The sequence below is a fragment of the Candidatus Nomurabacteria bacterium genome, from assembly GCA_016699365.1.
Classification (GTDB): Bacteria; Patescibacteriota; Minisyncoccia; order Phycocordibacterales; family UBA9973; genus CAZLWF01.
Window position 1 is genome coordinate 127,509 of record CP064973.1, and the last position, 23,798, is coordinate 151,306.

A 23,798-nucleotide genomic window follows, 5' to 3' on the forward strand; every position below is an offset into this window, starting at 1 on the left:
TGCCGTAACAGAATTCAGTTTTCAATGAGTAATCGTCCGGTAAATTTTTGACTAAAAAAACCGCCATTTGGCGGGCCAAGCTAAAACAAAAGAGTTTTAGAATCCCCGCTTAGACTTTGTTTTGTTAGTTATATTCATAACAGTACAAAGAGTATATAGGAACCAAAATCCAATGTCAAGCTTTTTCTTGTAATATTCTGAGAGTATTAAAATATAATAAAAGCCCTTAAAAATAAGGGCTTTTTAAATACTTTATTTATCTATATTTTCAATAAATTTACCGAGACCAGAATGCAAATTTTTAAGTCCGGTTTTCATAGTTTCCTTCAAATCTTTACTGAAGTCTTTTCCAGCATCTTTCATGCGAAGATATGTTTGCAGTGCAGAACGTCCTGTAGAAATAGCACTGAATTGAAACTGGCCTTCAACATGAAATGTATCGAGTAAATCATACTCTGATAAATAACATACGGAAAACACATTATCAAAAACCCTACCAATGAAAACCACTTCGCCGGGCATAAGCTTTTCCTTGCTGCTAAGCGGAGACAAGAGCAAATTTTTATATTCATCTCCATAAGTTTCACTGCTTAATTTTTTAAACAAAGCCTCAGCTTTATTTTCAGTGACAATGAAAAATAAAGTCGCAATCTTCGGACTTGTTGTAACTACTTCCTCAAATGACATTTGATCAATTGAGCAAATTGCCCCCTTGCCCAATTTGTAATAATCCAAAATCAACCTTTCGGTATGTTCATAAAATTCAACACCGATAGTTTTTTCTGAGTAAATAAAAACCTTCTCGGTTCCTACAGGTTCATGAGAAAAGAAGATCGATCTGTTGAGATTTTTCTCAGTTTTTTCATAAGCCTGAGCAATTACATCTTTAGATACATTACTCACATCGGGAGTAACTACGATAAATAAATCCATAAAATTTTATTTTTTGGTGAACAATATTTTTCTATACACTACAACTTAATAGTCTTTTTGTCAAAATAAACGTTTGGGTTTGTCTACCTAATTTGAGTCATCTATTTTTCGTCCAAAATAATGTTGGAACTTATCCCAACAAGTTCTTTAAATTTTCCTTTTATCTTACATATGAATGAACTTTTTGGGGTTTCCAGTTTTCAATGAACACTTCAGTGGGGGAAAGAATTATGTGGCAAATCTCCACCATCAATGATTCGTGGATAGTCTTGGCTTACTTTACTCCCTCGAGCGCTTGTTCTCAACCTCTGTAACACCTGCCAGCACTAAATTCTCTGATGCATACCCTTCTTGTAAGGGGCACGATACATAACTTTCATAGTGCTATTTTTATCCAGACTACGCCTAATCTATAGTTTTGTCAAAAATAAAAACCCGCAGGTTTGCGGGTTTAAAATAACTTCAATTGATGCTGAGGTGAAGGTACAGAATTCTTTTTTTCTAAAATATCAACAGGACTAAGACCCTTGTTTCTAGAGCGGGACTTCGCTCGTATTTTCCGAGCAGTCCTTTTAGTAGTCTCCTGTTTTGCAAATCTTTTTATATTCACAATTGGCTGAATATCCAAGATATCACTCCAAATCAAATTGGATATTTTGGACATAAAGCTTTTCAAGGTTTGGTTTGGACGGAATTGCCCACGGTACTCTTCACAAATATTTTTGAAAAACTTTATTGACTCAGCTTTTCTTTTTATTTGATCAGAGATCATGTTTAAATATTTTTTCTTGTGCATATGCCATTCTGTGCGAATAGCATTTGCTAGTTGCTCTTCTGTTGGTTTAGTTATGCTTATGTATATGTACATATTTTGTTTTTTAAAATACTACAATATTTATACAATTTAGTCAAAATAAAAACCCTCACATTCATGAGGGTTTTTATAGAAAAATATTATTCCAATCCGGCGTCCAATGAATCAAAATCAATTGAATCTAGATCTGCTTCAATACTTGATAGATCATCGTCTGTACTTGTTATTTCTTTTATATCACCTTCAGATTCTGTTCCAACTTCAACTGTTGAATTGTTCATACTTTCTTGCAAAACACCTTTACTTGATACAAAGAAGTAAGCAACCAAACCGAGCACCAAGATAACTACCAATATGATTATATTTCTTTTTGAATGACCCGGTGTTTGTGGCGCCTGATTATTCATCTGGTTTGAAGAACCCATAGGATTCATATTCATTTGATCGTTTGAATTTTCCATATTTTAAAATTTATTAATTATAAATTAACTATTTGTTGAATCATCATTTGAATCATCTTCGTCATCAGTAACTGATGGAGCGAAACTTTCCTTCATAGATTCGATAACAATCTTGATTGCATCTCGTGCAACACCTGCTGCTAATTTAACTTCTTCTGCTGCTGCCTTAACTTCTTCTTTTGTAGCAGTCTCACTTTCAATCAAAGCTTTATTCTCTGCTACTGCTGTATGCACACCCTCTACAGCATCTTTAGCTTCATCGAGTAGAGCTCTCTGATTAGCAACGTCTCTACCAGAATCTTCAATCTTTGTTAGACGTTCATCTAGGCGAATTATAAAGTTGTCCAAATTTTTTCCAGCAACTTCTAATCTACTACCAATATGCTTACGAATTTCTGAAACAGTACTTCCTAGACTACCTTTTCCACTATTTTCCTTGAACTTGTCTAAAATAGTTTCTCTCTCACCCATTTTCTTCAAGAAAGGATTTACTGCTGGTCTATCTTCTCTATCCATAAAACGATTTTCTATTTTTGGTCGTAGACCTCCTTTATCATCATTTGAATCGTCATCACCATCTACCCCTGAGTCATCTGACTCATTTGAGTCGTCGTTTGCATCGTCATTTGAATCATCATTAACGTCATCATTTGAATCATCAGATTCGTCAGAATTATCATCTGAATTTGAGTCATCACTATTGTCATCTTCAGAATCAGAACCATCATCTGATCCTGAATTATCATCTGAATCTTCTACTTCCGTAGAATCACCACTATCCCCACTTCCTGATTCAGCACGGACCTGAGAATTTACACCAAAAAGACCTAACACTAAAGCCAAAAATATAGCTAATAAATATTTCTTTTTCATAGATTTAATTATATTTAAAATTTACTGATAAATTACACAACTTACAAATAAATAGCAGTTGTGATTACAGTATCTATTATACTCCTTATCTCAACAAAATAAGCACTTAGACTGTGTAAAACAAAAAACCCTCGCAAAAGCGAAGGTTTTTTGTCGAAATGATCGAACTTTTTAGCGATGTGATGTCTCTGAACGAAGCTTCTCGATTGTACGAGATGCAGCTTCTTTTCCTCCAAGACCGAAAGCAAGTCCACCTGCGATAGCAAGCATTGCAATAAGACCAGTGAAAAGAATTTGCATGAATTGTGCTGCGATACCAAGCTCTGACAGAGCGATGATAAGAGCAAAAATCCAAATTGCGTATTTTGTAATTGTACCTAGCAAGTTTGCTGAGTGTACATTTGCTGCACGAGCTGATCCTTCTACAACTTTTCTCATTGCATCAGCAATGATTGTAGCAACAACTAGAACAAGTGAAGCTATGATAACGTTTGGAAGATAGTTCAAAACAACTTCACGTAGGAAATCATTTACTTGTGTTAGACCAATAACTTCTAGTGAAGTCATTAGGAAAACAACAATAACAAACCACTTTACCAAACCACCCAAGAAACCACCAACATTTAATTTAAATCCAGCACGTGAAAGTACTTCTTCTGCACCTGCACTTTTGAAAAGAGAATCGATTTTAAGAGCACTGATAACTTGTTCGATTGCCTTTCCTACTACTGAACCAACTACCCATCCGACTATAAAAACTATAATCGCTACTATAAGATTCGGAACGAAGTTGATGAAGCCCCACCATAGATTTTGTAGTGACGCACCAAATACTTCTCCCCATGTTTGTATAAACATACTTTATATACCGCTCATCCGCGCAATTGCGTGAGCGGAGAACGCTTTACCGCAAGCGGCAAAATGTTACTGATAAATACATACCTCATAAAATAATTATTTACAAAAATTAGTAAATAAATTTATTTTTATTTTATGAGACATACCTTTTAAGTTCGACCTTTCAAAGTATGCTTATATTATAGCCCCGCAAAAGCTTATTGGGAAGGCGTGTGTGGATAACTAAAAAGTCTCTTAAACAGAGACTTTTCCTGGGAGTGTTGGTAGTTTTACTAGTGTTTCGTGAGGATAATCCAGCACATCACAGACGAGCTTGTCGTACATATCTAGTCTGTATGTAAATTCTGGAGTTTCAAATACAGCATAAGATAGTTCTCTTCCGAGTTCTGCTTCTAGGTTTCTAATCGATGATTCTATAATATTTCTCTTCAAGTTATCTCCGACTATCATTAGATCTAGTCTACTCTCTTCATCTTTTGTAAATATCCCTGCAACAATAAAAAGTTTTATCTTACCTGCTTTTTTAAATCTTTTCATTATATCTTCGCGATTCATTGAGCAAGAATCTACCAATAAATTTTGGAGTGAAACTAGATAAGGATAGTTTTCATTTAGGAACCAACCTGTTGTTCTTTTTCTCCTTATTAATCCGTTAGAATTTTTAATTTCTTTAAAAAAATGTTTCTTTTTTATAAAACCTGCACCAGACAATAAGGATAATTCTTTGCGAGCTGCACTAGGAGTGATCTTACTTCTCTTTATGATGTCTTTATTCTCAAAACCTGAGCGACCGTTTAGCATAAAAAGACGCATGACTTTGATACGAGCCGAGCTGCCAAATAGTTTTCCGAGTGTTTCCATGGAAAGAGTATACGCCTAAAAAAAACGTGTTGCAAGCATAGAAAAACACCCAAAAAGGGTGTTTTATTTATTCAATTCTATACGGAACCAGATGCTATGGAATCTCGGTAAGCTCCTGATATGCTTACATAGTTACCAACCTCACATTCTGCTACAGCACAAAGGTATTGTTTAAAAACATTAGATTTTGGCTCACCTTTTTTAAGCCATTCTAACAATTGCCCTCGCCGACCAAATTCACATATAACTATTCGCCCGCCTTTTACTGCAGAGCGCACCATTGTCGGACCACCAATATCTGTTTTTTCGACAACATCTTTAAAAGAACCTCCCTGCCTGATAGTTTCGTATAAAGGATAAAAATCTACACACACAAGATCAATCCAAGGGAAATTATACTTTTCAAGTTCAGCTCTATGTTCCGGAGTATCTTCGGCAAGTAATCCCGCATGAATCGCCGGATGAAGTGTTACCACCCGATGACTCAAAATTGGTGGCATACCCGTGATTTCTTGTGCATCGATCACCGGCACCCCTTCTTCAAGAAGCTTCTTCGCAGTTCCCCCAGAAGATATGATATTAAAACCAAGCTCTACAAGAGCCCTGGCAAAGTCTACAATACCTTCTTTGTTGTAGACAGAAATAAGCGCATTGCGTTTTTTCATAATTTAGTACATTTGGATGTTTTATAGCATGGTAAATACAAAAAACAAAACCACCCATATGAGCGGTTTTGTTTTTTGTATTTATTGAATTTAGCTCTATCTTGCCCACACGTTCTTTGTTCGCCATCGCTCACAAAGCCGTGCAGGCCCCGCCTCGCGCCCGAATCCTGCTGGATTCGGACAAGTGCGCTCCGGCTGGAAAGTCGGTTAAAATAACGCTGTTATTTTAACTCTACTTTCCCTCCAGCCTCCTCGATCTTCTTTTTAAGATCTTCAGCTTCTGCTTTCTTCATTCCGTCTTTTAGTGTTGCTGGAGCATTGTCTACTATATCCTTAGCCTCTTTTAGACCAAGACCTAGAGCCTCTTTAACAACCTTCATAACACCGATTTTTCCTTCACCAGCACTTGCAAGTACTACTGTGAATGAATCTTTTTCTTCTGCTGCTGGTCCTGCCGCAGGTCCTGCTGCTGCTACTGCTGCAGCTGAAACTCCCCATTTTGTTTCAAGAAGTTTTACAAGCTCGTGTAGTTCGATTACAGTCATTCCTTCAACAGAAGCAACTATATCTTTGAACTTTGCTGGAACTTCTACGTTTTGTGTATCCATAATATATTTTAAATTAATATCCTCTACTTTGTCTTTGCGTACTCATTTACAAGAACCGCGAAACGCTGTAGTGGAGAATTGATAATGTTTGCGAACATACCACGCAATTGCTCCATTCCTGGAATAGTTGCAAGTACGGTCATTTCTTCTTTTGTTTTGTATTCACCTTCATATACACCTCCAACAATTTCTACGTTGTCTTTGTGTGTAGTATGGAAGTTGTACACTTCACGTGCAGGAGCTAGAGAGTCAACACCGAAAGCGATAGCCACTTCACCTGGAAGTTCTGGCATATCACCAGTGATACCCTTTTCGCCCAAAACTCTTTTCATAAGAGTTTTCTTTATAACTTTATAGCCTACGTTTTCTTTTTGAAATCCTCTTCGCATACTGTTTACATCAGAAACAGTTAGCTTGTTGAATTTTACGAAAACTAAAGATTTAGCATCTTTAATTAGGTCAGTAAAGTCTTTTGTTATTTCCTGCTTTTTTTGTTTTGTAATTGCCATATATATTTTTATTCTAAAATAAAAAAATCGACCCGTTTGGGCCATAGTATAAAATAATTACATAAAATATTATGTAATTATCCTCGGTAGGTAAAACAGGTATTCCTGTTTAGATTGAAGCTTTCGCCACCTACTTTCTACGGCTTACAAGAACACAATATCATCTAAAAAAGCTTAAGTCAAATACTACAAATCATACAAGGACGCACCTTGTGATCCAGTCTTAGATTTTTCATATTGATTTGCCAAAAATATACCTAAAAAACCCAAAAGTATCATCCCTATCAGAGCAATCAACATTCTAAAAAAATGACGAGAAAACATAAAAATTTATTTTAATTCTGGAGTAACTATATATTCACCAGCTTCTAATCCACTAACAATCTCAACTAAAGTCCCATCCAAATATTCCCCCAAAGAGACCTTTCGCTCTTCGCTCTTTTCACCTCCTGGATATTTAGAAACTTTTATAAAATTACCTTCATTGGAATTAGATATTGATCGTAGTGGTATAGCAATTATACCCACCTTGTCGGCTACAATAACTTTTATGTTTGCGGTCATACCAGGTCTTATACGATCATCTGCGTTCTCGAGCGAGATAGTAATATTGTAATTAACTACCCCAGATACAATTGTTGGCGCTATATCAATATTTATTACTGAACCAATAAATATCTCATTTGGAGATGAATCAAATGTAATCTCTACTTTTTGATCATTTTTAATATTTAAAATATTGGATTCATTTATGTTTGCCTCTATATATAGATTGTCTACGTCTTGAATAACAACAATAGGGTCAAAAGCTTCTACCCTCTCTCCTATATTTGCATCAATCTTTGTAACCTTACCCGCTGCAGGTGCGCGTATTATTGTCTCTTCTAAAAGTGCTGTTGCAGCAGCGTACACACCTTGCGCTGAAACTAGATTTGCGTAAGCAATTTTCGTGTCTCCAGTACTAACTTGTGTTTTCTTTATTTCTAGGTCTGCCTCAAGTTCACTTATGACTTTTTGTTGTGTACTCAAAGCTAGATTATAAGCATTTAAATTCGGTGCGTATTCTGAACTATTTTTGTTTGGTATATCAATAACCCAATCTATTCCAGAATAAAAACCTGTAGGAAATATAATTGTTAAACCACATTCACCTATAGGAACTGCCGCGTCAGTTTTAACACTACCCGTAAAGCCTTCCTCTAAACCATGTACTTCAAAAGAGGCTCCTGATGTAGTACCAGATGAATATAAATCTAAGGTATATGAACCTTCTTCTTCGCACAGATATGATCCTGAGATTGTTGGCGCAGAAACATCCTGATCTCCATCATCGGCAACAGCCTCTAATCCATCTGAAAGTAAATTGCGATAAGCATTTTCAACTAAAGTTTCTTGTTCTTTTATTGCGTTCTCAAGCTCTAGCTCTGCTTTAGCAATCTCTTGATTTTGAGTTACGTCTATAGCGTTATTGTATTCAGCTTGAGCTTTTAGTAGCGCTCCCCTAGCTTGCATAACTTCTGCATTTTCATTTCCAGCTTCGAGAGTTGCTAGTATTTCGCCACTAACAACCAAATCTCCAACGGCGACTTTTATTTCTTTTACTGTTCCGGATTTTTTAAATGGAAGAGTTAGGTCTATGTCGCTAGTTATTTCACCTGTAGCTTCAACTGTTTTTTTATAATCTCCAGCAGAAACTAATTGAATCTGATTTGAGCTCCCATTATTTTGAGCTATTACTAAAACCAAAATCACAGCAATAGCGACACTAGGCCAAAATATTTTTTTCTTACTATAAAAAATACTGATTTTAGATTTCAGAAAATTAAAAAATCTCGTTATTTTATTTTTAGGCTCTGGAAAAATCATGATTGAAATATTATAGCACACCATAAAACCTTTTTAAAATTATAAATTGATATATATTCACAAAATATGAAAATATTGTATAATCAAAAAACATGAACTCAACAAGAAAAATTCTCTTATTCTCAGGAGACTGCTTGGCACTAATAGTGTCTTTTTTGGTTATGCTTTTTATAGATCAAGGTGGCTTACCCTCTTCTGAAGTTTTCTATATACATGCAGGACCTTTTGCAATACTATTCCTAATCTCTATATTTATGCTATTCATACTGGACTTATATGAAATAAGCTTTTCAAAAACAAATCCTCTAACAATCGGACGAACAGGTATCGCATTTTTAATAAGTCTAGTTCTTGGTGCAATATTGTTTTATACAATTCCCTACTTTGGAATCACACCAAAATTAAACTTGTTTATATTTACTGTTATAGGTTTTGTATTGGTAGTAAACTGGCGCAGAACATTTTCTAAATTATTTGCAAATACATTTATAAGACGCATTGCAATAATAGGTAAAACTCCGGAAACAGAGTTACTTGAAAAAGAAATTTCTAAACATCCTTATATTGGGACTTGTGTAGGTTTCTTTGAAAACATAGGCAATGTTTTAGATAAAAATATAGACATGATAGTTGTTGCTGTCCCAGCCACAAATGAACTTGTGATAGGAAGTAGTGCTGCTGGTAAAGAAATAATAAGAGTAAGCGAGGCGTATGAAGAGATTTTCAGCAAAACACCATTAAATTTAATGAACAATGAAACAGCCCTAGAGATAATCGAAAAAAGTAAATCTAAAACCTCTTTTATTGTATTAAGATTTATAGAAATAGTTTTAGCTTCAATAGTTTTACTCGTAACACTTCCTTTTATGATAATTGCGATTTTAGCAATTATCATAGAAAACGGATTCCCCATTTTTTACAACCAAGAGCGCGTAGGTAAGAATGGTAAAATATTTAAAATACACAAACTTAGAACAATGAGGAAGGACGCAGAAAAAAGTGGTGCAACTTGGGCCCTTCAAAATGACCCTAGAGTCACAAAAGTTGGATACGTCTTAAGAAAACTTCACATAGATGAAATACCTCAGATGATAAATATAATTAAAGGCGATATTGCACTTGTTGGACCAAGACCAGAGCGACCAGAATTTGTCAGCGAACTCGAGAGAACTATCCCCTACTATTTCTTGAGACATATTGTAAGACCTGGATTTACAGGTTGGGCCCAGATCAAATATAGATACGCGAGAAGTGTATTGGATTCAAAAGAAAAATTTGAATACGATCTATTTTATCTAAAAAGAAAAAACTTTTTATTGGATATAGGCATTATCGTAAAAACTGTACAGATAATATTCACTCACTAAAAATCAAAAGGGGTTCTTTGTAAAAAGAGTCATTCCCTGATAATATAAGCCTATACATGGAAAATATCCTGAAAAACAAAAAAATGATAGTAACTGGAGGTGCGGGATTTATCGGATCACACTTGGCGGAAGAACTTACTAAGCAAGGATACGAAGTTATCGTTGTGGACAATCTATACCAAGGAAAGAAAGAGAGGGTCCCAGAAGGAGCAAAGCTTGTAGTTGAAGATATACGCAATTTTGACGCTCTTGTAAAAATATTTAGTGGGGCTGATACAGTATTCCACCTGGCAGCAATCCCGCGGGTGCCTTTTTCTATTAAATACCCTGCTGAAACAAATGATGTAAACATAAATGGAACTTTAAATGTCTTGCGTGCTGCAAAAGACGCTAGGGTTCGGAGAGTTGTATATTCAGCTTCAAGTTCTGCATATGGAGAACAAACAAAACTTCCACTCACAGAAGATATGACTCCTATGCCTATACATCCATACGGTGTACAGAAACATGTTGGTGAACTTTACTGCAAAACATTTAGCACTATATATGGAGTAGAAACTGTATGTCTCAGATATTTCAATGTATATGGACCACACCAAGATCCAGACGGACCATATGCAGGAGTAGTCGTAAAATTTTTGAAAGCAAAAAAAGAAGGAAAACCATTGACCATAGTTGGAGATGGATTGCAGAGTAGAGACTTTACTCATGTTTCCGACGTTGTAAATGCAAATATACTAGCAATGAAAAGCGACCAAGTCGGAGCTGGGGACGTAGTAAACATAGGTTATGGTAAAAACATAACAGTACTTGATCTCGCAAAAATAATCGGAGGCGATCTAGTGTACGAGCCAGAAAGACAAGAAGCAAAACACAGTCTCGATGATATAACTAAAACAAAAAGACTTCTAGGCTGGGAACCAAAAGTCGGAATAGAAGAAGGCCTCAAAGACCTAATAACTTTTTTTGAATTGTAAATGTAAAAAAATAATTTATATTTACATCACATATATACTAAATAAATAATGGGGTTAATTATTAATAATACTGATTATGATATTTTTCAAAAAAATATATCTCTCTGGGATTAATAAAATTGAAAATAAAATAAATCTACACCTTACAACTTTTGTAAAACAAGGTACTTGGTATTTTATATCTCATGTAGCAAATATTATATTCGCTTTTTCAACCAGCTATCTATTCGCGCATTATATTTCTAAAGAAGAATATGGTATCTACAAATATATTCTGAGTTTATCTGGTATTCTTGGAGCATTTACTTTGACCGGAATGAACATATCCATAACCCGAGCAGTGGCTAATGGTAAATTAAACTCCTATATACCCAGTATAAAATATCAACTTCGATGGAATTCATACCTTTTTATAATTTCAACCATACCTATTGTATATTGGATGATATCAGGTAATTTTAAGATCGCACTCGGTTTTGGTTTTATAAGCTTGTCTACAATTCTACTGACGACATTCAATACATACAATGCATATCTAAGTGGTAAAAAAGAATTTAAACTAATAGCAAGATATAATATTATTAGTTCTATTTTTCAGACAGTTTCTATATGTTCTGCAATATTTTTATTTAAAAATGCATTAAGTATCATAATTTTCTCTTTTAGCGCACAAACACTCTCGGCTATCTTCTTTTATGTCAAAACTAAACCGGATGTAAAAAATGTACCTAGTACCACATATTCAAAAGATGAAACAATACAATTCGGGAAAAAATTGTCCCTCAATAATATAATCAAATTAATTTCGGACCAATCGGATAAATTTATAATGTTTAATCTATTTGGTCCTTACCAACTTGCTATATATGCATTTGCTCAAGCATTACCAGACCAAATAAGAGGTTTATTTAAAATAATACCATCGGTAATACTCCCTCATTTATCAGAAAGAGCAGACCAAGATATACCAAAAACATTCTGGAAATACCTCGGGGTACTTTTTTTGCTAGTCACCTCTATGGTTATCATATATAACATATTTGCATACTTTATATTTGCTCTATTTTTCAGCACATATATAGATTCTGTATTTTACTCAAGAATATTATCAATTTCAATGATCCCAGCAACCCTTACTCTGCCATTAATAACCCTTCTAAATGCTCAAGGAAAAGCAGGAGTTAGTCGGACACTAAGTACAACATCAGCTTTTACTGAAATAATTACACTTTATGTTAGTGGTTACTTTTTTGGCTTTATAGGCATGGTAATTGGTAAAGCAATATCAGCTACAATAATATTTATTATTGCTTTATTTTTGGTAAATAAAAATTATTCTATTGACCCTTTAACTAAAATTAAATTATTGAAAAGAATGTAATCAACCGCTCCAACATCAAGCGATCGTAGAGCATCCTCTGGAGAAGATACAATGGGTTCTTCATGCATGTTGAAACTTGTGTTCATCAATAAAGGAATACCAGTCTTTTTATAAAATTCATTTATCAAATTGTAATAATTTGCATTTCTATCTTTTCGCACCAACTGCGGCCGAGCAGTGCCGTCAATGTGGACAATAGCTGGAACTTTATCTATCCACTCCGCTTTTGCGGAAAAAGTAATTGTCATAAATTCAGCAGTATGTCTTGCAGGTTCAACATTATTAAAAATATCATCCGCTTTTTCTGCAATTACACTTGGCGCGAATGGCATAAACTCGCTTCTTTTCAATCTTTTATTCAAAATATCATTCACATCTTTATTTCTAGGATCTGCTACGATTGTTCGAGCACCCAAGGCTCTCGGTCCAAATTCCATTTTCCCGTCAAAAATACCAACGATAGATCCTTCTGCTACTAAACCAGCCACCACCTCCGCTGAGTTTTCAAGGGTACTGTATTTTCTTCCTTTGTTTTCTAATATTTTTTCAATAGTCTTATTGTCTGTGTGTGTTCCAAAATAAACATGCTCTAACGGATTTTGCTCAGTTCTCGCGCTCTTTACTTCACTAGTATTATTTAGGTACCAAAGAGCAGAACCCAGCACAAGTCCTTCGTCACCCATCGCTGGTTGTATAAAGATATGTTCAATTTTGTTTTTTTCAACTAATCTTTGATTTAATTTTACATTTGCAAAAACTCCACCCGCGAGACAAAGCGATGTGTGTGGATTTTTTTCAAGCAACACCTGCACATGACTAACCATGAGTTCTTCCAATAGTGCTTGTGCAGCAGAAGAAATTTCTTCTTTTGAAAATCCTTCTATTACTAATACCTTGATTTCTTGCATCATTTTTTTATATGGTGCTCGACGAAAATGCATTCCTCCATTAGTATTCCATACCAATGTCTTTCTCATTCGATCTATTAACACGTCAGGGCTTGCATATGCAGCAAGTCCGACAATTTTTCCTTCGTGTTGATTTGGCTTAAATCCCAGCCCTTCAGTAATTGCGCCATAAAAAGTACCAAGTGATTCAGGAGAATCACCTCTTACAAGTCTTTTCCATTTTCCATACTTTACAGAATATGCAGTATGAGAAAGAGTGTCTCCAAGCGCATCACACGTTACAACAAGAGCCTCACTTTTGCCGGAAAAATAATACGCTGAAGCCGCGTGCGCCAAATGATGGTCGCAAAAAAATATTTTTGCCTGAGGACAAAATGACTTTTTGAATTTTCTTACTTTCAAATCCTTTTTGAAAGAATCAAACATGTTTAAAAAATGGCCAATAAAAGCTTTAGGTTTCCAAATTTTATATGAACTTAAGAGTGACCACTTTCGTATTGCATAATGAACAGCACTTAGATGCGAGATTGTCATAACATCTATATCTTTACCTGAAATCCCCGCCTCTTGCACTACAAAATCTATTGACTGGTACGGCCAACCCCAATAAAATTTCTTTCTATTTATGCGTTCTTCCGAAACACATGAAATAACCACACCATCTTTTAAGATAGCTGCGGAAGCATTATGCCCGTCATGGATTGAAAGTATTATCATATTGATATAAAAGACTGTATTTTAGGTGCTTGCTTAATCTTTTCGTGAACGTACATTTTGGCACGTGCCACCACGTCACCTACATTACCGTCCTTGTTCTTTATCCTCTCCACAATTTCCTTGAGTGATTGCGAGAAGTTGTGCTCATCAAAAAACCAACCACGATTTAATTGCTCTCCAATACTATCACGTAATCCCCCCACAGGAAAAGCTCCCACCAAGACTCCGCACAGCATGGCTTCAAGTAATGAAAGACCTAGTGCCTCAGAACGTGATGGTTGGATATATAAATCAGCAAAATAATAATACGACCACACAGCATCATGATTAACTGCTCCGACAAAGTGAACCCTATCATGAATATTTAGTTCTTTACACCTATCTTTTAATTCTTTCATCATGGAACCTTCACCAACAATGACCAAATGCGCACGAGTGTCTTGAGTTGAAAAAGCTTCGATGAGTAAATCAATACCTTTTTCTTTTTCCAAGCGAGATACAGTTAAGAGTGTCATTGATTCATCACTGATACCAAGTTGTCTTTTTATTTCTACTGATTTTAGCTTTGAAAATTCTGGGATATGTTCAAAGGTTTGGGGAGTAAAAGAATGAATTGATTCTTCTTTTATTTTTAAATAATTTTTTGCATATTCAAAACTATCACGACTAATTGTCATAGCATGATCAATTCTTCTTCTTACCACAAGCTCAGAAAGCACAACGTACCAGTACCTCGCCTTGCTTCCAGTTTTTTTTGCCCACACTCGATTTAGTCCGTTAATAAATATACACACCTGAAATCTTTCTTTCTTAAAAAAGTTGACCCACCACAAGAGTGCTGCATCTGCTGCAACAACAAGATCAGGAATAAATTTTCTTTTTACAATAAAAATAATCGCAACAATGCCTAGAAAAAAATCTGAGAGCGGACGAGCGTGTTGGAATGGGAATTTTATGACTTTACTTGTTACATTTTTTGAAATAACTTTATCACCTGAAACTGGACCAACTTGTAAAAAATGGATGACATTATTTTCAGGATCAAACCCATCACGGTTAAGACGCCTGAGGACTTCTTTTGAGTCATGGAGTGAGAAGCCACGCCAATCGTAAGCAAGGATTAGTATTTTCATATAATATTCTTAATAGTATCAAACTTTTCAATCTAATTATACTTGTCAAAAATATCTGCTCGTGATATAAATACAATCACAATCATGTCTTCACCTGATAAAAACATTCAAATATTTGGTATCCACAACTACGACGAATATTGGAAAAACAGAAAGAATAAAAATCGAACCTACAAGACGGATATACACCGCATTCTTGTTGAGCTTGTTGTAAAACATACACCTCAAAAATCAAAAATTTTAGATTTAGGTGTCGGACCAGGACATCTTTTCAAAGAGCTCCAAGAATTGAAATTTGATATGTATGGAGTTGAAATTTCTGAGGAAGCCTTTGGTCTGTATAATTTTCCTTCAGATCAAATAACAAAACATGATCTCCAAAAAGGCATCCCTACTATTACTGCCAAGCCATTTAAAACAATCATTGCGAGCCATATCATTCATCACATGCGTGAGCCAATCTCTTTTATTCATCAAGCACGTGAAAACTTAGACACGGGTGGTATTTTTATTGTCGCAACTCAGAATATTTCATTTATATTGTACCGATTAAAGTATTTATTTTTTGGTGAATTTCCAAAGGTAAGTTTTGGACATATAAATTTCATTAGTCCATATGAATATCGAGAAATTCTTAAAAAGTCAGGTTTTGAAATTATTGACATACGCACAACTGGTAGTCATACATTTTTAAACAAAATTTTTCCGTTCTGGTTTTCTGGTACTTTATTCTTTGTGTGCAGAAAAACCTAGTGTCTTAAGAAGTGATTCCTCTTGTAGTTTTTCGTACACCAAACGATTTGGCGTACTATGCTCTAAATAATCAATATCAACAAAAAAGAGTTTTTTTGTATCTTTATTTTTATACAGCATATTTTTTAGCTTGATATCTCCGTGGACAAAACCAGCACCATGCAACAGATTGAGCATCCTAATTGCATCTCTAGCTATAAATTCCCTATCGTCATCTTGTAGTAAGTGAATCTCTGGTGACCAAAAATCTTCTAAGTACTCCATTGCGATAAAACCCTTTATTTGTGTTACTTGTGGAAAAAAAATGCTTACCTCTTGGGGTAAATTTTCAAAAGTATGGATTTGTTCCTCTGTGGTAGGATGATTTCTTCCTGAAACAAAATTATACATTGAAGAAAAAGGATTTCTTAGTTTTAGAAAATATTTTTTATTATCCGTACGCGAAGTTGCCTTATAACAAAAATGAGAAAACGTATACCACTTCTTTACTATCGAAACATTGTGAGTTCTTATTAAATTAAAAATAACAAAAATCACTACTGGGAAATACCCCAAAACAATCGAAGTCCTGTTAAGTAACGAGAAAAAATGTTTAATAAAAATCATACATTATTATTTCTTTGCGACAATAAAGTACCCAAGTGGAAATGGTTGTTTTCTTTTCATCCCAGATGGAATTAGTGTATCAAGTAAAAGCGCGAGTGAATTAAAAATAAGTTTAACAGGCCATATTAAGAAAAATGCATTGAGCGCATATGCACACACACTAAATCTATCACCAATTTGTTCAAGTAACTCAATTTTTAAATTAGACTCTTCTAGTGCTTTTTCAAACCCTTCTTTAGTAAGTCTGCCGAAATCCCGAGGCTCGGGCATACAATTGACTCCAAATGGATTTGAAATCAGCACACAACCACCATCTTTAAGTACACGTCTACATTCTACTAAGACATGATTAGTTTTTTCTGCAATATAAAGATTATGAAATAAAAGAACAGTATCGACACTTGAATCCTCATACGGAAATCTTTCATTAAAATTAAGAACCTGCGACACTCCTTCTTTTTGAACATAGTCAGTTCTTATGTGTACAATCTCTTTTGGTAAATATTTGGCATATGTGAGATTACCGCCTGAACCAATATCAAGTACTCGCCCTTTTATATATCGAGAAGCCTTAAAAACTTCTTGTTGAAATAGTATCCTGTACAGAGTCTTTCCGGAGATTGTCTCTCTTAAATAGTCACCTATAAGCATCATCTTCGAACTTTAGCATATATTCCAAAAAATGTTGAGAGTTTAGCCTTAAATGCTAATTTGTCAGTTTTACTATCAATCGAAATTCTAGGAAGTGAAAATAGATCAGATTGTTGATCCACAAACCCATTTATTGTTGTGACCGCACTACTATATCCTGCTTTCTGTACAAAATCTATTTCTCTTTTACTAAACTTTCCACGTGGATATGCAAAAGAATTCTCACTCTTACGTGCAACTTCATTCATCAGTTCATTTACTGAAAGATTTATTAATTCTCGATGAGTCATTGCATGTGAACCAATTTCAACTAATGGATTCTTAGATAATAGCACTATTTCATCTTCTACCAGTAATTTACATATTACCCCGTCAGATGTCTTAATTTCATTTGAATCAACACGTTTTGGCCAAAATAAAGTACTACAAATATTTCTCTTTTCAAACTCTACAAGTGCCGTAGTTAAATAATCACGATGGCCATCATCACACGTTATGACAACTACTTTCCGTAATGATTCTTTATTTTTAATTTTTTGTACCATCTGGGATTGTGTCAAAAATACGTATTCATTTTTCTTTAAGTAATCCAACTGCCACTCAAAATCTTCCAAAGGAACATTAAAGAACGCGTTTGGTAATTCAAAAGAGTGGTACATTAAAATTCTTGCCTTGTTATCGGTCAAGAAATAATCAAATAATATACACACTTTATAAAATAGTATTCTCAAAATAGATTTCATATGTACATAGAAAAATTATCCATCAATAGTTTCAGACTATGCTTTTTGCCAATCTCAACCAGTGTATCTTGCTCTACATCACAAGAAACAATACACTTTTCAAACATACGTGCTACATCCTCAATTTCCAATGACTGTATTCCGATTTCTTTTCTTATGCCTTCAGGTAGTTCATCCAAAAAACTTGTATTGTATACAAGTGGAACGCATCCGCAATATGCAGACTCCCAAATTGTCTTATCAAAACTACCAGATGAAGTCAGGTTTATACAAAATCTATGTGCCGAATATATTTGAGGTAATTTTGTATGATCTACTGAATCAAGAAATGTAATCTTGCTTGTGAGATTATTTTTATTGATTGTTTCTATCAATGCATCTGTATACTTTTTATCGATATCGCCATCTATGGGTCCAACTAAATTTAGAGTAAAATCTAAAGTCGAATTCTTGCTAAAAAGCTTTGTGAATGCATTAATTATTATATCTACATTCTTAATTTCGGAAATTCGACCTACATACAAAAAAGAATGTTGCTTTCTTTCTATATTCCCTACAGGCCGAAACAGATTTTCGTCTATCCCCACAGGCATTTTGATTGAATTTTTAAATTTTGAAGTATACGATCCTGAGGAAGTGTAAAAAACTTTTTGAGCCATAAAACCCGCAACTTGTGTCTTCCACGAACCCAGTTTATGATTTCGCCACAAAAACACTTCTTTACACAAAAATCTCCAAATCACTCCTCCTAAAAGTACGTACTCTTCGTTCATATGAACAAAGACTTTCTCGTAATTTTTCCTTTCTGCGATAATGTATTTAAAGAAATTAAAAATATATTTTATTTTAGAAACACCGCTCTCTTTTCCAAGTGTCAGAACCTTAACATTTAACGGGAAATCAAACTCACCTTTTTTAAGACATATAACAGTTACAAATTCATATTTTTTTGAAAACTCTATTATCCACGAATGAAAAAAACCCAATATTGGATCATTTCTATCCACCGTCTGAGTCAGTATGAGCAGTCGATTTTTTTTCATGACGTTATTTTCTTATCGGGTTTCTGGCAACAAATAAAAACATATGAGCAAATGAATACTTAAAAAGCCACGAAAGGAGCCAAAACTTTTTTGAGACAATTGGAATAATCTCTACATCACTAAAATGTTTTTCCAAGATCGACCTAAACTCTTTATAGGTAAAATGATTTATGTGAGTTGGGTCTTGTAATGGTGTATGCTTTTTAATATTGAATATGAAGCGTATCTTTGACTGAAAACTATAAGCAAATGGAACAGAACCTACAAATAAACCGTTATCTTTCAAAACAAAGGAGGCTTTTTGGGTTATATTTTCTGGATAGTATAAATGTTCTAAAACTTCAGCTGCAACAACAACGTCAAATGTCTTTGCTTGTAAGCCCCAATCCCCATTCAGGTCAACCTGTCGCACTTTTATAGGAATAAGTGCCTGAGCACGATCTAATGCCTCTTGATCAATATCTAAGCCAAGCACGTTGTTCCCTTCAAAAAAATATTTTGTTAAAGCCCCATCACGACACCCAATGTCAAGAACATCTTTACCTTTTTCTATAACATCACGAAGAAATGGCCCTCTTTCTTGTTCCATGGTGATAAAATATTTTCCCCTACGATTAATGTTATGTTCGCTGTAAATCTTTTGAAGTGAATTAGATTCCATAATTAATTTAAAATTATTTATTATAACTTATAGCTTTCTGTATATTCATTAATAAGACCTTATTATACTCTAATCTATCCCTATACTCATATTTATGTGGATTGTTAATCAGGTATTCTTTTGCTTCCTGATATATTTCAAATTTATCTAATAAATAGTCCGTTTTTTGAAAAAAACAAAGACTGTCTTTTGGCGAACAAATCCAACCACTCCTTCCTTCAATTATAACTTCTGATGCAATTCCTACATCACTGGCCAAAACTGGAGTACCACAAATCAATGATTCAATAATTGTCAGACCATAACCCTCAAATCTTGAACTTATCCAAAATAAATCAGCTATTTTATAATATGGAGCTAAGTCATTAATCCATGGTATAAAAAGTACACTTGATTCAATCTTTAGTCTTTTAACCTTCTCTTTTAGAAAAAGACTTTGTGATCCTGAGCCAATTATAACCAATCCAATCTTTTGTGGGTATTTTAAATCTAACTTGGAAAAAACATCTAGTGCCATGGAAATATCTTTTTCTATTTCTAATCTCGAGGCCATAAGAATCAAAAATCTTTCTTGTTTAAATAAATCTTTTTTTTGAATTTTTACATTGTTTAAAATTTCATATTTTTTTACATCTATAAATACAGGGACAACGTCGATAGCGGCTGTAGTAATTTTTTTTTCTCTCAAACTATTCATTATTCGCTTTGAAACACATCTTATAGAATCTGCCTGTCTAATTACAAAATATGCAATAATAATCCTTATGTACTGTAAAAAAGTATTTTTAAAAAATGGAGAAAATAAGTCAACATGAATCTGAATATTAAGTGCACAACCTGTGATCTTTGATACAATAAACCCTACAAGGCCACACTCAAAAGGATCTTGTGTCGTAACAACGACATCTTTAAATTTATCTTTGGGTATATTTTTAATTATTTTAATACTTATAATAACCGCATCAATAATACAAAGTATTTTAAAAAAGGATTTCGTTGGGTAAAGTATAGTATTATTAATATACTGCTTGGCAAAAACATCCTTTTTTAAAGTAAATATAACAGCATGGTATTCATCAAAAGATTTTGCAATGCTTAAAACACGATCTCTGGTAGAACTCTCAGTAAATAATCTTCTTTCTGTGCCTATTGCTACAACAATCATAAAATTATTCTTTCAAAGTCAGTAATAATATCTTCCCAGGTATTAATGTATCTACAATTTAAAATATTTTCCCTTAAAGAGGAGTAAATTTTCGGGTCACATATTTTTGTTATACCATCTTTTATAGAATCTAAGTTAAAAGGTTCAATTAAAATACCCATATTCATAAACCGAATATTTAATCCTGTATGTCTAGTCAAAATGAATGGTTTACCAAAAGAAATACCCTCAAGCACTATATTGGGATTTACCTCCGAAAAAGAAGGAGCCGCAACAGCGTAAGATGTTTTAATTTGTTCTTGTATATCTTGGTGAGTAGAGATCTTATCAAAGATTTCTACTCCAACACCTTCTTTAGAAACTTCAGCCACAGCTTGTGTAAACATTGCATTATTTTTTAACTTTATTTTGCGAGAAGAAAGTATAATCTTTTTGTTTTGACTAATACCACAATCATTAACTCCACTAAAATAATTTTCAATAAGAACAATCTTAAAATCAGGAATCTTGTAATTTTTTAATAAAAAATTACCAAACCACATAGAATTAACAACTACTTTAGTTGATTTTTTTAGAGTGTATTTTGTCAAACCCTTTATAATATTTTCTTTCACAGAAAAATCATTTTTATCATAAAAAGACTCAAGGGTTATATTTTGACCTGTATGTTCAATATGATATTCCCAAAGAAAGTCACCACCTATTCTAATAAAGAATTTTTTATTAAACACAAAGCAAGCAATCGCAGTAGGGAATCCAACACTAACCGCATCTAATAAAATTACCCTATCTGCCCATAAAACTTTAGGTAAAATTTTTATAAAAAAACATATATGTCTAATTAAAGAAGGCATATTTCTTTCCCAGGTAAAACTAGAAACTTTCACACGGTGCCCTCTTGAGCGAAAACCTTCATTTAAATTAAAGGCATACTGAGCAGGCCCTCCGATTTCTGGAGGATAAATTCCTGTTGCGATAAGAATGGATTTTCTGTTCATTATGTTATGAGAATACTACAAGAAATACTTCTGCGCCAGGTATCAAAAATAGGATTATTTAAATACCTCTTTCATCTCCCCTGCTATCAGATTCCAATCATATTTCTCAATCACCATCGACTTCGCATTTTCTATAATGCGATTTTTTTGTTCAGGATTATTTTCAAATCTCATTATTGCTTCTGCAATACTTTTCGGGTTTTCTACTTCACAAAAGTATCCTGTCTCTCCATCTTTCAAAAAGTCTGGTATCCCACCGACAGATGTTGCAACTACTGGCAAACTTATTGCCATAGCTTCTAGAAACGAATTGCCCAAGCCTTCTGAAAGTGAAGGTCTCACAAATACATCTGAAATTTTCAAATACTTTGGCATTTCACTGTGTGGTACATACCCGAGAAAAATAACCCGAGCTTTTAGATGTAAACTGTCAGCTTTTAGCTTTAAATCATTCTCGAGTGGGCCGTTGCCTAGCACCAGAAAAATAAAATTCTCTGGCAAATATTTTAGTGACTCGATTATATCCCCCACTCCGTTTTTCTTTACGAGACGGGACGTTGTAATAATCACTTTTTGAGATTTATTTATACCCAATTTTTCCTCTAAAGTCGTGATCTCTCTTAGATCATAATTTCTCGTAAATAAAGATACGTCCACTGCATTTGGAATGACCACCGGAGTATCTCGAAATCCCATACTTTTACCGAAATCTGCTAGGTATGTAGATATAGCCTGTATGGTGTCAGCATGGGTAAAAATACGCTTCCAGAGTGGGTATACGAGCGCTACACGACGCTTTATGTAGGAAATGGGATCTCCTTCCTGAAGTGTCAAAATGAAGCGTATTTGAGGGTATTTTTGCTTGAAAAACAAAGCTCCGAACCCAGCATAGTTGGCCATAATCGCCCACATACTTTGGAAACATATCTGCTTCTCGAGTCTCTTTGCTTTCATGTACGACTGAAATGGAAATAGGTATTTTGAAATCTGAAAAAACACCTTTCCGACAACAGGAATACCCAGTAGATACGGCCCTACTCTGTGCACTGTAATATTGCCTATTTGTTCAACTCGCTTCCGGTCAGTGCGCATAGTTACCATGAAAAAGCTCGCTTCGTCTTTGCCGATACGATCTGTGATCTCTTTCACTGCGACCTCTGCTCCCCCGACAAAGTTTGGGTAGTATACAAGCGAGAATATTAGAATCTTTTTATTCATAAGAAAAGTATACCCTCGGGTAAGTTTTTTACAAAATAACTATTTAATATTAAATGTTTTGGTGCTAGACAAAATAAATTTTAGTGATATAATATAAAAATTATCCTACTTTTTTTAAATAAAAAATAATGAAAAAAATCACAATACTCACATTACTTTCTTTAATTACAAGCATGTTCCTATTTACAAACGCACAGGCAGCGTTTGTTCCCTACGAATTAGAGACAATCTCTGACGTATATTTTGGCACAGTCGATAGTACAGATCTCTACCTCGATGTAATCCGACCTATCGGTACCGCGTACGAAACTCCCGCTATCATATGGGTACACGGAGGAGGATGGTCTGCTGGTACACGCTACCAAGAACCAGGTAGTGAGGCTTACACACTCGCAAGTTATGGCTACGCTATCGTCCCTGTAGACTACCGACTCACACCAACAGGCACCCTACCTGAACAAATCCATGACGTTCGAGGAGCAATCCGCTTTATCCGAGCACATGCAGAAGAATACAATATCGATGCAGATCATATTGCAGTACTCGGTTCGTCTGTCGGTGGAGCTATCGCTTACATGACAACACTTACAAATGATGATCCATTTTACTTTGGAGAAGTAGGAGGAAACCTAGACGAGAGCAACGAAGTCCAAGCTGGAATAAACTTCTTCGGATCACTGTCAGTTGAAAGTATCGGAGAACTCAAACCTTCTCACAGAACAAAACTAGCAGACGCACTCGACTGTGCCGATGTACTCACACTCGACTGTGCAGAAGAACTCGAGATCATCGACGTGAACTTACTCGCAAATGCAGGAGATGCTCCACTATATACCTTCCATGGCAATGCTGACCTAAGTGTCCCCTACACACAGAGTGTCGAAATGTCAGCCGACATCACCGCACTCGGAGGAATATCTTTTCTCAAGATAATCCCAGGATACGATCATGAAATATCGATGATGAACACACAGATCCCTACCCTAAAAAGATTCTTCAAGAAATATTTGGGGGTGTAAAAATTGATTG

The 23,798-nt window shown here is 34.6% G+C and carries 25 protein-coding genes and 1 other annotated feature; of the genes, 5 read left to right on the forward strand and 20 right to left on the reverse strand.

Annotated features, from left to right (window positions below; genetic code table 11):
* Positions 1-252 precede the first annotated feature (252 nt).
* The 10 genes from IPJ63_00685 to IPJ63_00730 all read right to left on the reverse strand — a co-directional run bounded on the left by IPJ63_00685 (position 253) and on the right by IPJ63_00730 (position 8,448).
* A complete protein-coding gene (locus tag IPJ63_00685; GenBank protein ID QQR76772.1) occupies positions 253-933 on the reverse strand; it encodes a hypothetical protein in 681 nt (226 codons plus the stop codon).
* A 451-nt stretch (positions 934-1,384) separates the two neighbouring features.
* On the reverse strand, positions 1,385-1,801 hold the full coding sequence (locus IPJ63_00690; protein QQR76773.1) for a hypothetical protein: 417 nt from the start codon (positions 1,799-1,801) through the stop codon (positions 1,385-1,387).
* 86 nt (positions 1,802-1,887) lie between these two features.
* A complete protein-coding gene (locus IPJ63_00695) occupies positions 1,888-2,208 on the reverse strand; it encodes a hypothetical protein (protein ID QQR76774.1) in 321 nt (106 codons plus the stop codon).
* 24 nt (positions 2,209-2,232) lie between these two features.
* Positions 2,233-3,081, reverse strand: coding sequence for a hypothetical protein (locus IPJ63_00700; GenBank protein ID QQR76775.1), 849 nt, complete (start codon positions 3,079-3,081; stop codon positions 2,233-2,235).
* Between the two features lie 171 nt (positions 3,082-3,252).
* On the reverse strand, positions 3,253-3,939 hold the full coding sequence (locus IPJ63_00705) for a hypothetical protein (protein QQR76776.1): 687 nt from the start codon (positions 3,937-3,939) through the stop codon (positions 3,253-3,255).
* Between the two features lie 234 nt (positions 3,940-4,173).
* Positions 4,174-4,800 (reverse strand): hypothetical protein, encoded by a 627-nt coding sequence (locus tag IPJ63_00710; protein QQR76777.1) that lies wholly within the window; start codon positions 4,798-4,800, stop codon positions 4,174-4,176.
* A 77-nt stretch (positions 4,801-4,877) separates the two neighbouring features.
* Positions 4,878-5,465, reverse strand: a complete 588-nt coding sequence (locus IPJ63_00715; protein ID QQR76778.1) for a hypothetical protein — start codon at positions 5,463-5,465, stop codon at positions 4,878-4,880.
* A gap of 221 nt (positions 5,466-5,686) precedes the next feature.
* Positions 5,687-6,073 (reverse strand): 50S ribosomal protein L7/L12, encoded by a 387-nt coding sequence (rplL, locus tag IPJ63_00720; GenBank protein ID QQR76779.1) that lies wholly within the window; start codon positions 6,071-6,073, stop codon positions 5,687-5,689.
* 23 nt (positions 6,074-6,096) lie between these two features.
* Positions 6,097-6,582, reverse strand: a complete 486-nt coding sequence (locus tag IPJ63_00725; GenBank protein ID QQR76780.1) for a 50S ribosomal protein L10 — start codon at positions 6,580-6,582, stop codon at positions 6,097-6,099.
* Between the two features lie 12 nt (positions 6,583-6,594).
* Positions 6,595-6,743: a sequence feature (ribosomal protein L10 leader region), on the reverse strand.
* Positions 6,744-6,912: 169 nt separating this feature from the next.
* On the reverse strand, positions 6,913-8,448 hold the full coding sequence (locus IPJ63_00730; protein QQR76781.1) for an efflux RND transporter periplasmic adaptor subunit: 1,536 nt from the start codon (positions 8,446-8,448) through the stop codon (positions 6,913-6,915).
* A 92-nt stretch (positions 8,449-8,540) separates the two neighbouring features.
* On the opposite strand from IPJ63_00730, the gene IPJ63_00735 reads away from it, so the two are divergent.
* The 3 genes from IPJ63_00735 to IPJ63_00745 all read left to right on the forward strand — a co-directional run bounded on the left by IPJ63_00735 (position 8,541) and on the right by IPJ63_00745 (position 12,173).
* Positions 8,541-9,815: an exopolysaccharide biosynthesis polyprenyl glycosylphosphotransferase gene (locus IPJ63_00735; protein QQR76782.1), complete on the forward strand. Its 1,275-nt coding sequence runs from the start codon at positions 8,541-8,543 to the stop codon at positions 9,813-9,815.
* A gap of 68 nt (positions 9,816-9,883) precedes the next feature.
* The gene (locus tag IPJ63_00740; GenBank protein ID QQR77007.1) at positions 9,884-10,792 is read left to right on the forward strand and encodes an NAD-dependent epimerase/dehydratase family protein; all 909 of its coding nucleotides are present in this window, start codon (positions 9,884-9,886) and stop codon (positions 10,790-10,792) included.
* A 76-nt stretch (positions 10,793-10,868) separates the two neighbouring features.
* The gene (locus IPJ63_00745; protein ID QQR76783.1) at positions 10,869-12,173 is read left to right on the forward strand and encodes an oligosaccharide flippase family protein; all 1,305 of its coding nucleotides are present in this window, start codon (positions 10,869-10,871) and stop codon (positions 12,171-12,173) included.
* On the opposite strand, the gene IPJ63_00750 is transcribed toward IPJ63_00745, so the two are convergent.
* Together IPJ63_00750 and IPJ63_00755 are read right to left on the reverse strand one after the other, a co-directional pair.
* The gene (locus IPJ63_00750; GenBank protein ID QQR76784.1) at positions 12,125-13,798 is read right to left on the reverse strand and encodes a hypothetical protein; all 1,674 of its coding nucleotides are present in this window, start codon (positions 13,796-13,798) and stop codon (positions 12,125-12,127) included. The two genes, IPJ63_00745 and IPJ63_00750, sit on opposite strands and share 49 nt — an antisense overlap.
* Positions 13,795-14,931 carry a glycosyltransferase family 4 protein gene (locus tag IPJ63_00755; protein ID QQR76785.1) on the reverse strand — a complete coding sequence of 379 codons (1,137 nt, stop codon included), beginning with the start codon at positions 14,929-14,931 and terminating at the stop codon, positions 13,795-13,797. The genes IPJ63_00750 and IPJ63_00755 overlap by 4 nt, the downstream gene beginning before the upstream one ends.
* 42 nt (positions 14,932-14,973) lie before the next feature.
* Between IPJ63_00755 and IPJ63_00760 the strand changes: the two genes are divergently transcribed.
* Complete coding sequence (locus IPJ63_00760) at positions 14,974-15,684, forward strand: class I SAM-dependent methyltransferase (GenBank protein ID QQR76786.1); 711 nt, start codon at positions 14,974-14,976, stop codon at positions 15,682-15,684.
* Here the strand turns inward: IPJ63_00760 and IPJ63_00765 are convergent.
* From IPJ63_00765 to IPJ63_00800, 8 genes are all read right to left on the reverse strand, one after another.
* A complete protein-coding gene (locus tag IPJ63_00765) occupies positions 15,658-16,290 on the reverse strand; it encodes a hypothetical protein (GenBank protein QQR76787.1) in 633 nt (210 codons plus the stop codon). The genes IPJ63_00760 and IPJ63_00765 overlap by 27 nt on opposite strands.
* Before the next feature lie 6 nt (positions 16,291-16,296).
* Positions 16,297-16,944, reverse strand: a complete 648-nt coding sequence (locus IPJ63_00770) for a class I SAM-dependent methyltransferase (GenBank protein QQR76788.1) — start codon at positions 16,942-16,944, stop codon at positions 16,297-16,299.
* Positions 16,941-17,600, reverse strand: coding sequence for a polysaccharide deacetylase family protein (locus IPJ63_00775; GenBank protein QQR76789.1), 660 nt, complete (start codon positions 17,598-17,600; stop codon positions 16,941-16,943). The genes IPJ63_00770 and IPJ63_00775 overlap by 4 nt, the downstream gene beginning before the upstream one ends.
* An 80-nt stretch (positions 17,601-17,680) precedes the next feature.
* Positions 17,681-18,727 carry a glycosyltransferase gene (locus tag IPJ63_00780; GenBank protein ID QQR76790.1) on the reverse strand — a complete coding sequence of 349 codons (1,047 nt, stop codon included), beginning with the start codon at positions 18,725-18,727 and terminating at the stop codon, positions 17,681-17,683.
* Between the two features lie 4 nt (positions 18,728-18,731).
* On the reverse strand, positions 18,732-19,388 hold the full coding sequence (locus IPJ63_00785; GenBank protein QQR76791.1) for a methyltransferase domain-containing protein: 657 nt from the start codon (positions 19,386-19,388) through the stop codon (positions 18,732-18,734).
* A 13-nt stretch (positions 19,389-19,401) separates the two neighbouring features.
* Positions 19,402-20,553 carry a glycosyltransferase gene (locus IPJ63_00790; GenBank protein QQR76792.1) on the reverse strand — a complete coding sequence of 384 codons (1,152 nt, stop codon included), beginning with the start codon at positions 20,551-20,553 and terminating at the stop codon, positions 19,402-19,404.
* On the reverse strand, positions 20,550-21,551 hold the full coding sequence (locus IPJ63_00795; GenBank protein QQR76793.1) for a glycosyltransferase family 4 protein: 1,002 nt from the start codon (positions 21,549-21,551) through the stop codon (positions 20,550-20,552). Before IPJ63_00795 ends, IPJ63_00790 begins: the two co-directional genes overlap by 4 nt.
* Before the next feature lie 54 nt (positions 21,552-21,605).
* On the reverse strand, positions 21,606-22,769 hold the full coding sequence (locus IPJ63_00800; protein QQR76794.1) for a glycosyltransferase: 1,164 nt from the start codon (positions 22,767-22,769) through the stop codon (positions 21,606-21,608).
* Between the two features lie 128 nt (positions 22,770-22,897).
* Here IPJ63_00800 and IPJ63_00805 point away from each other — a divergent pair, with 128 nt between their 5' ends.
* The gene (locus IPJ63_00805) at positions 22,898-23,788 is read left to right on the forward strand and encodes an alpha/beta hydrolase (GenBank protein ID QQR76795.1); all 891 of its coding nucleotides are present in this window, start codon (positions 22,898-22,900) and stop codon (positions 23,786-23,788) included.
* Positions 23,789-23,798 lie beyond the last annotated feature (10 nt).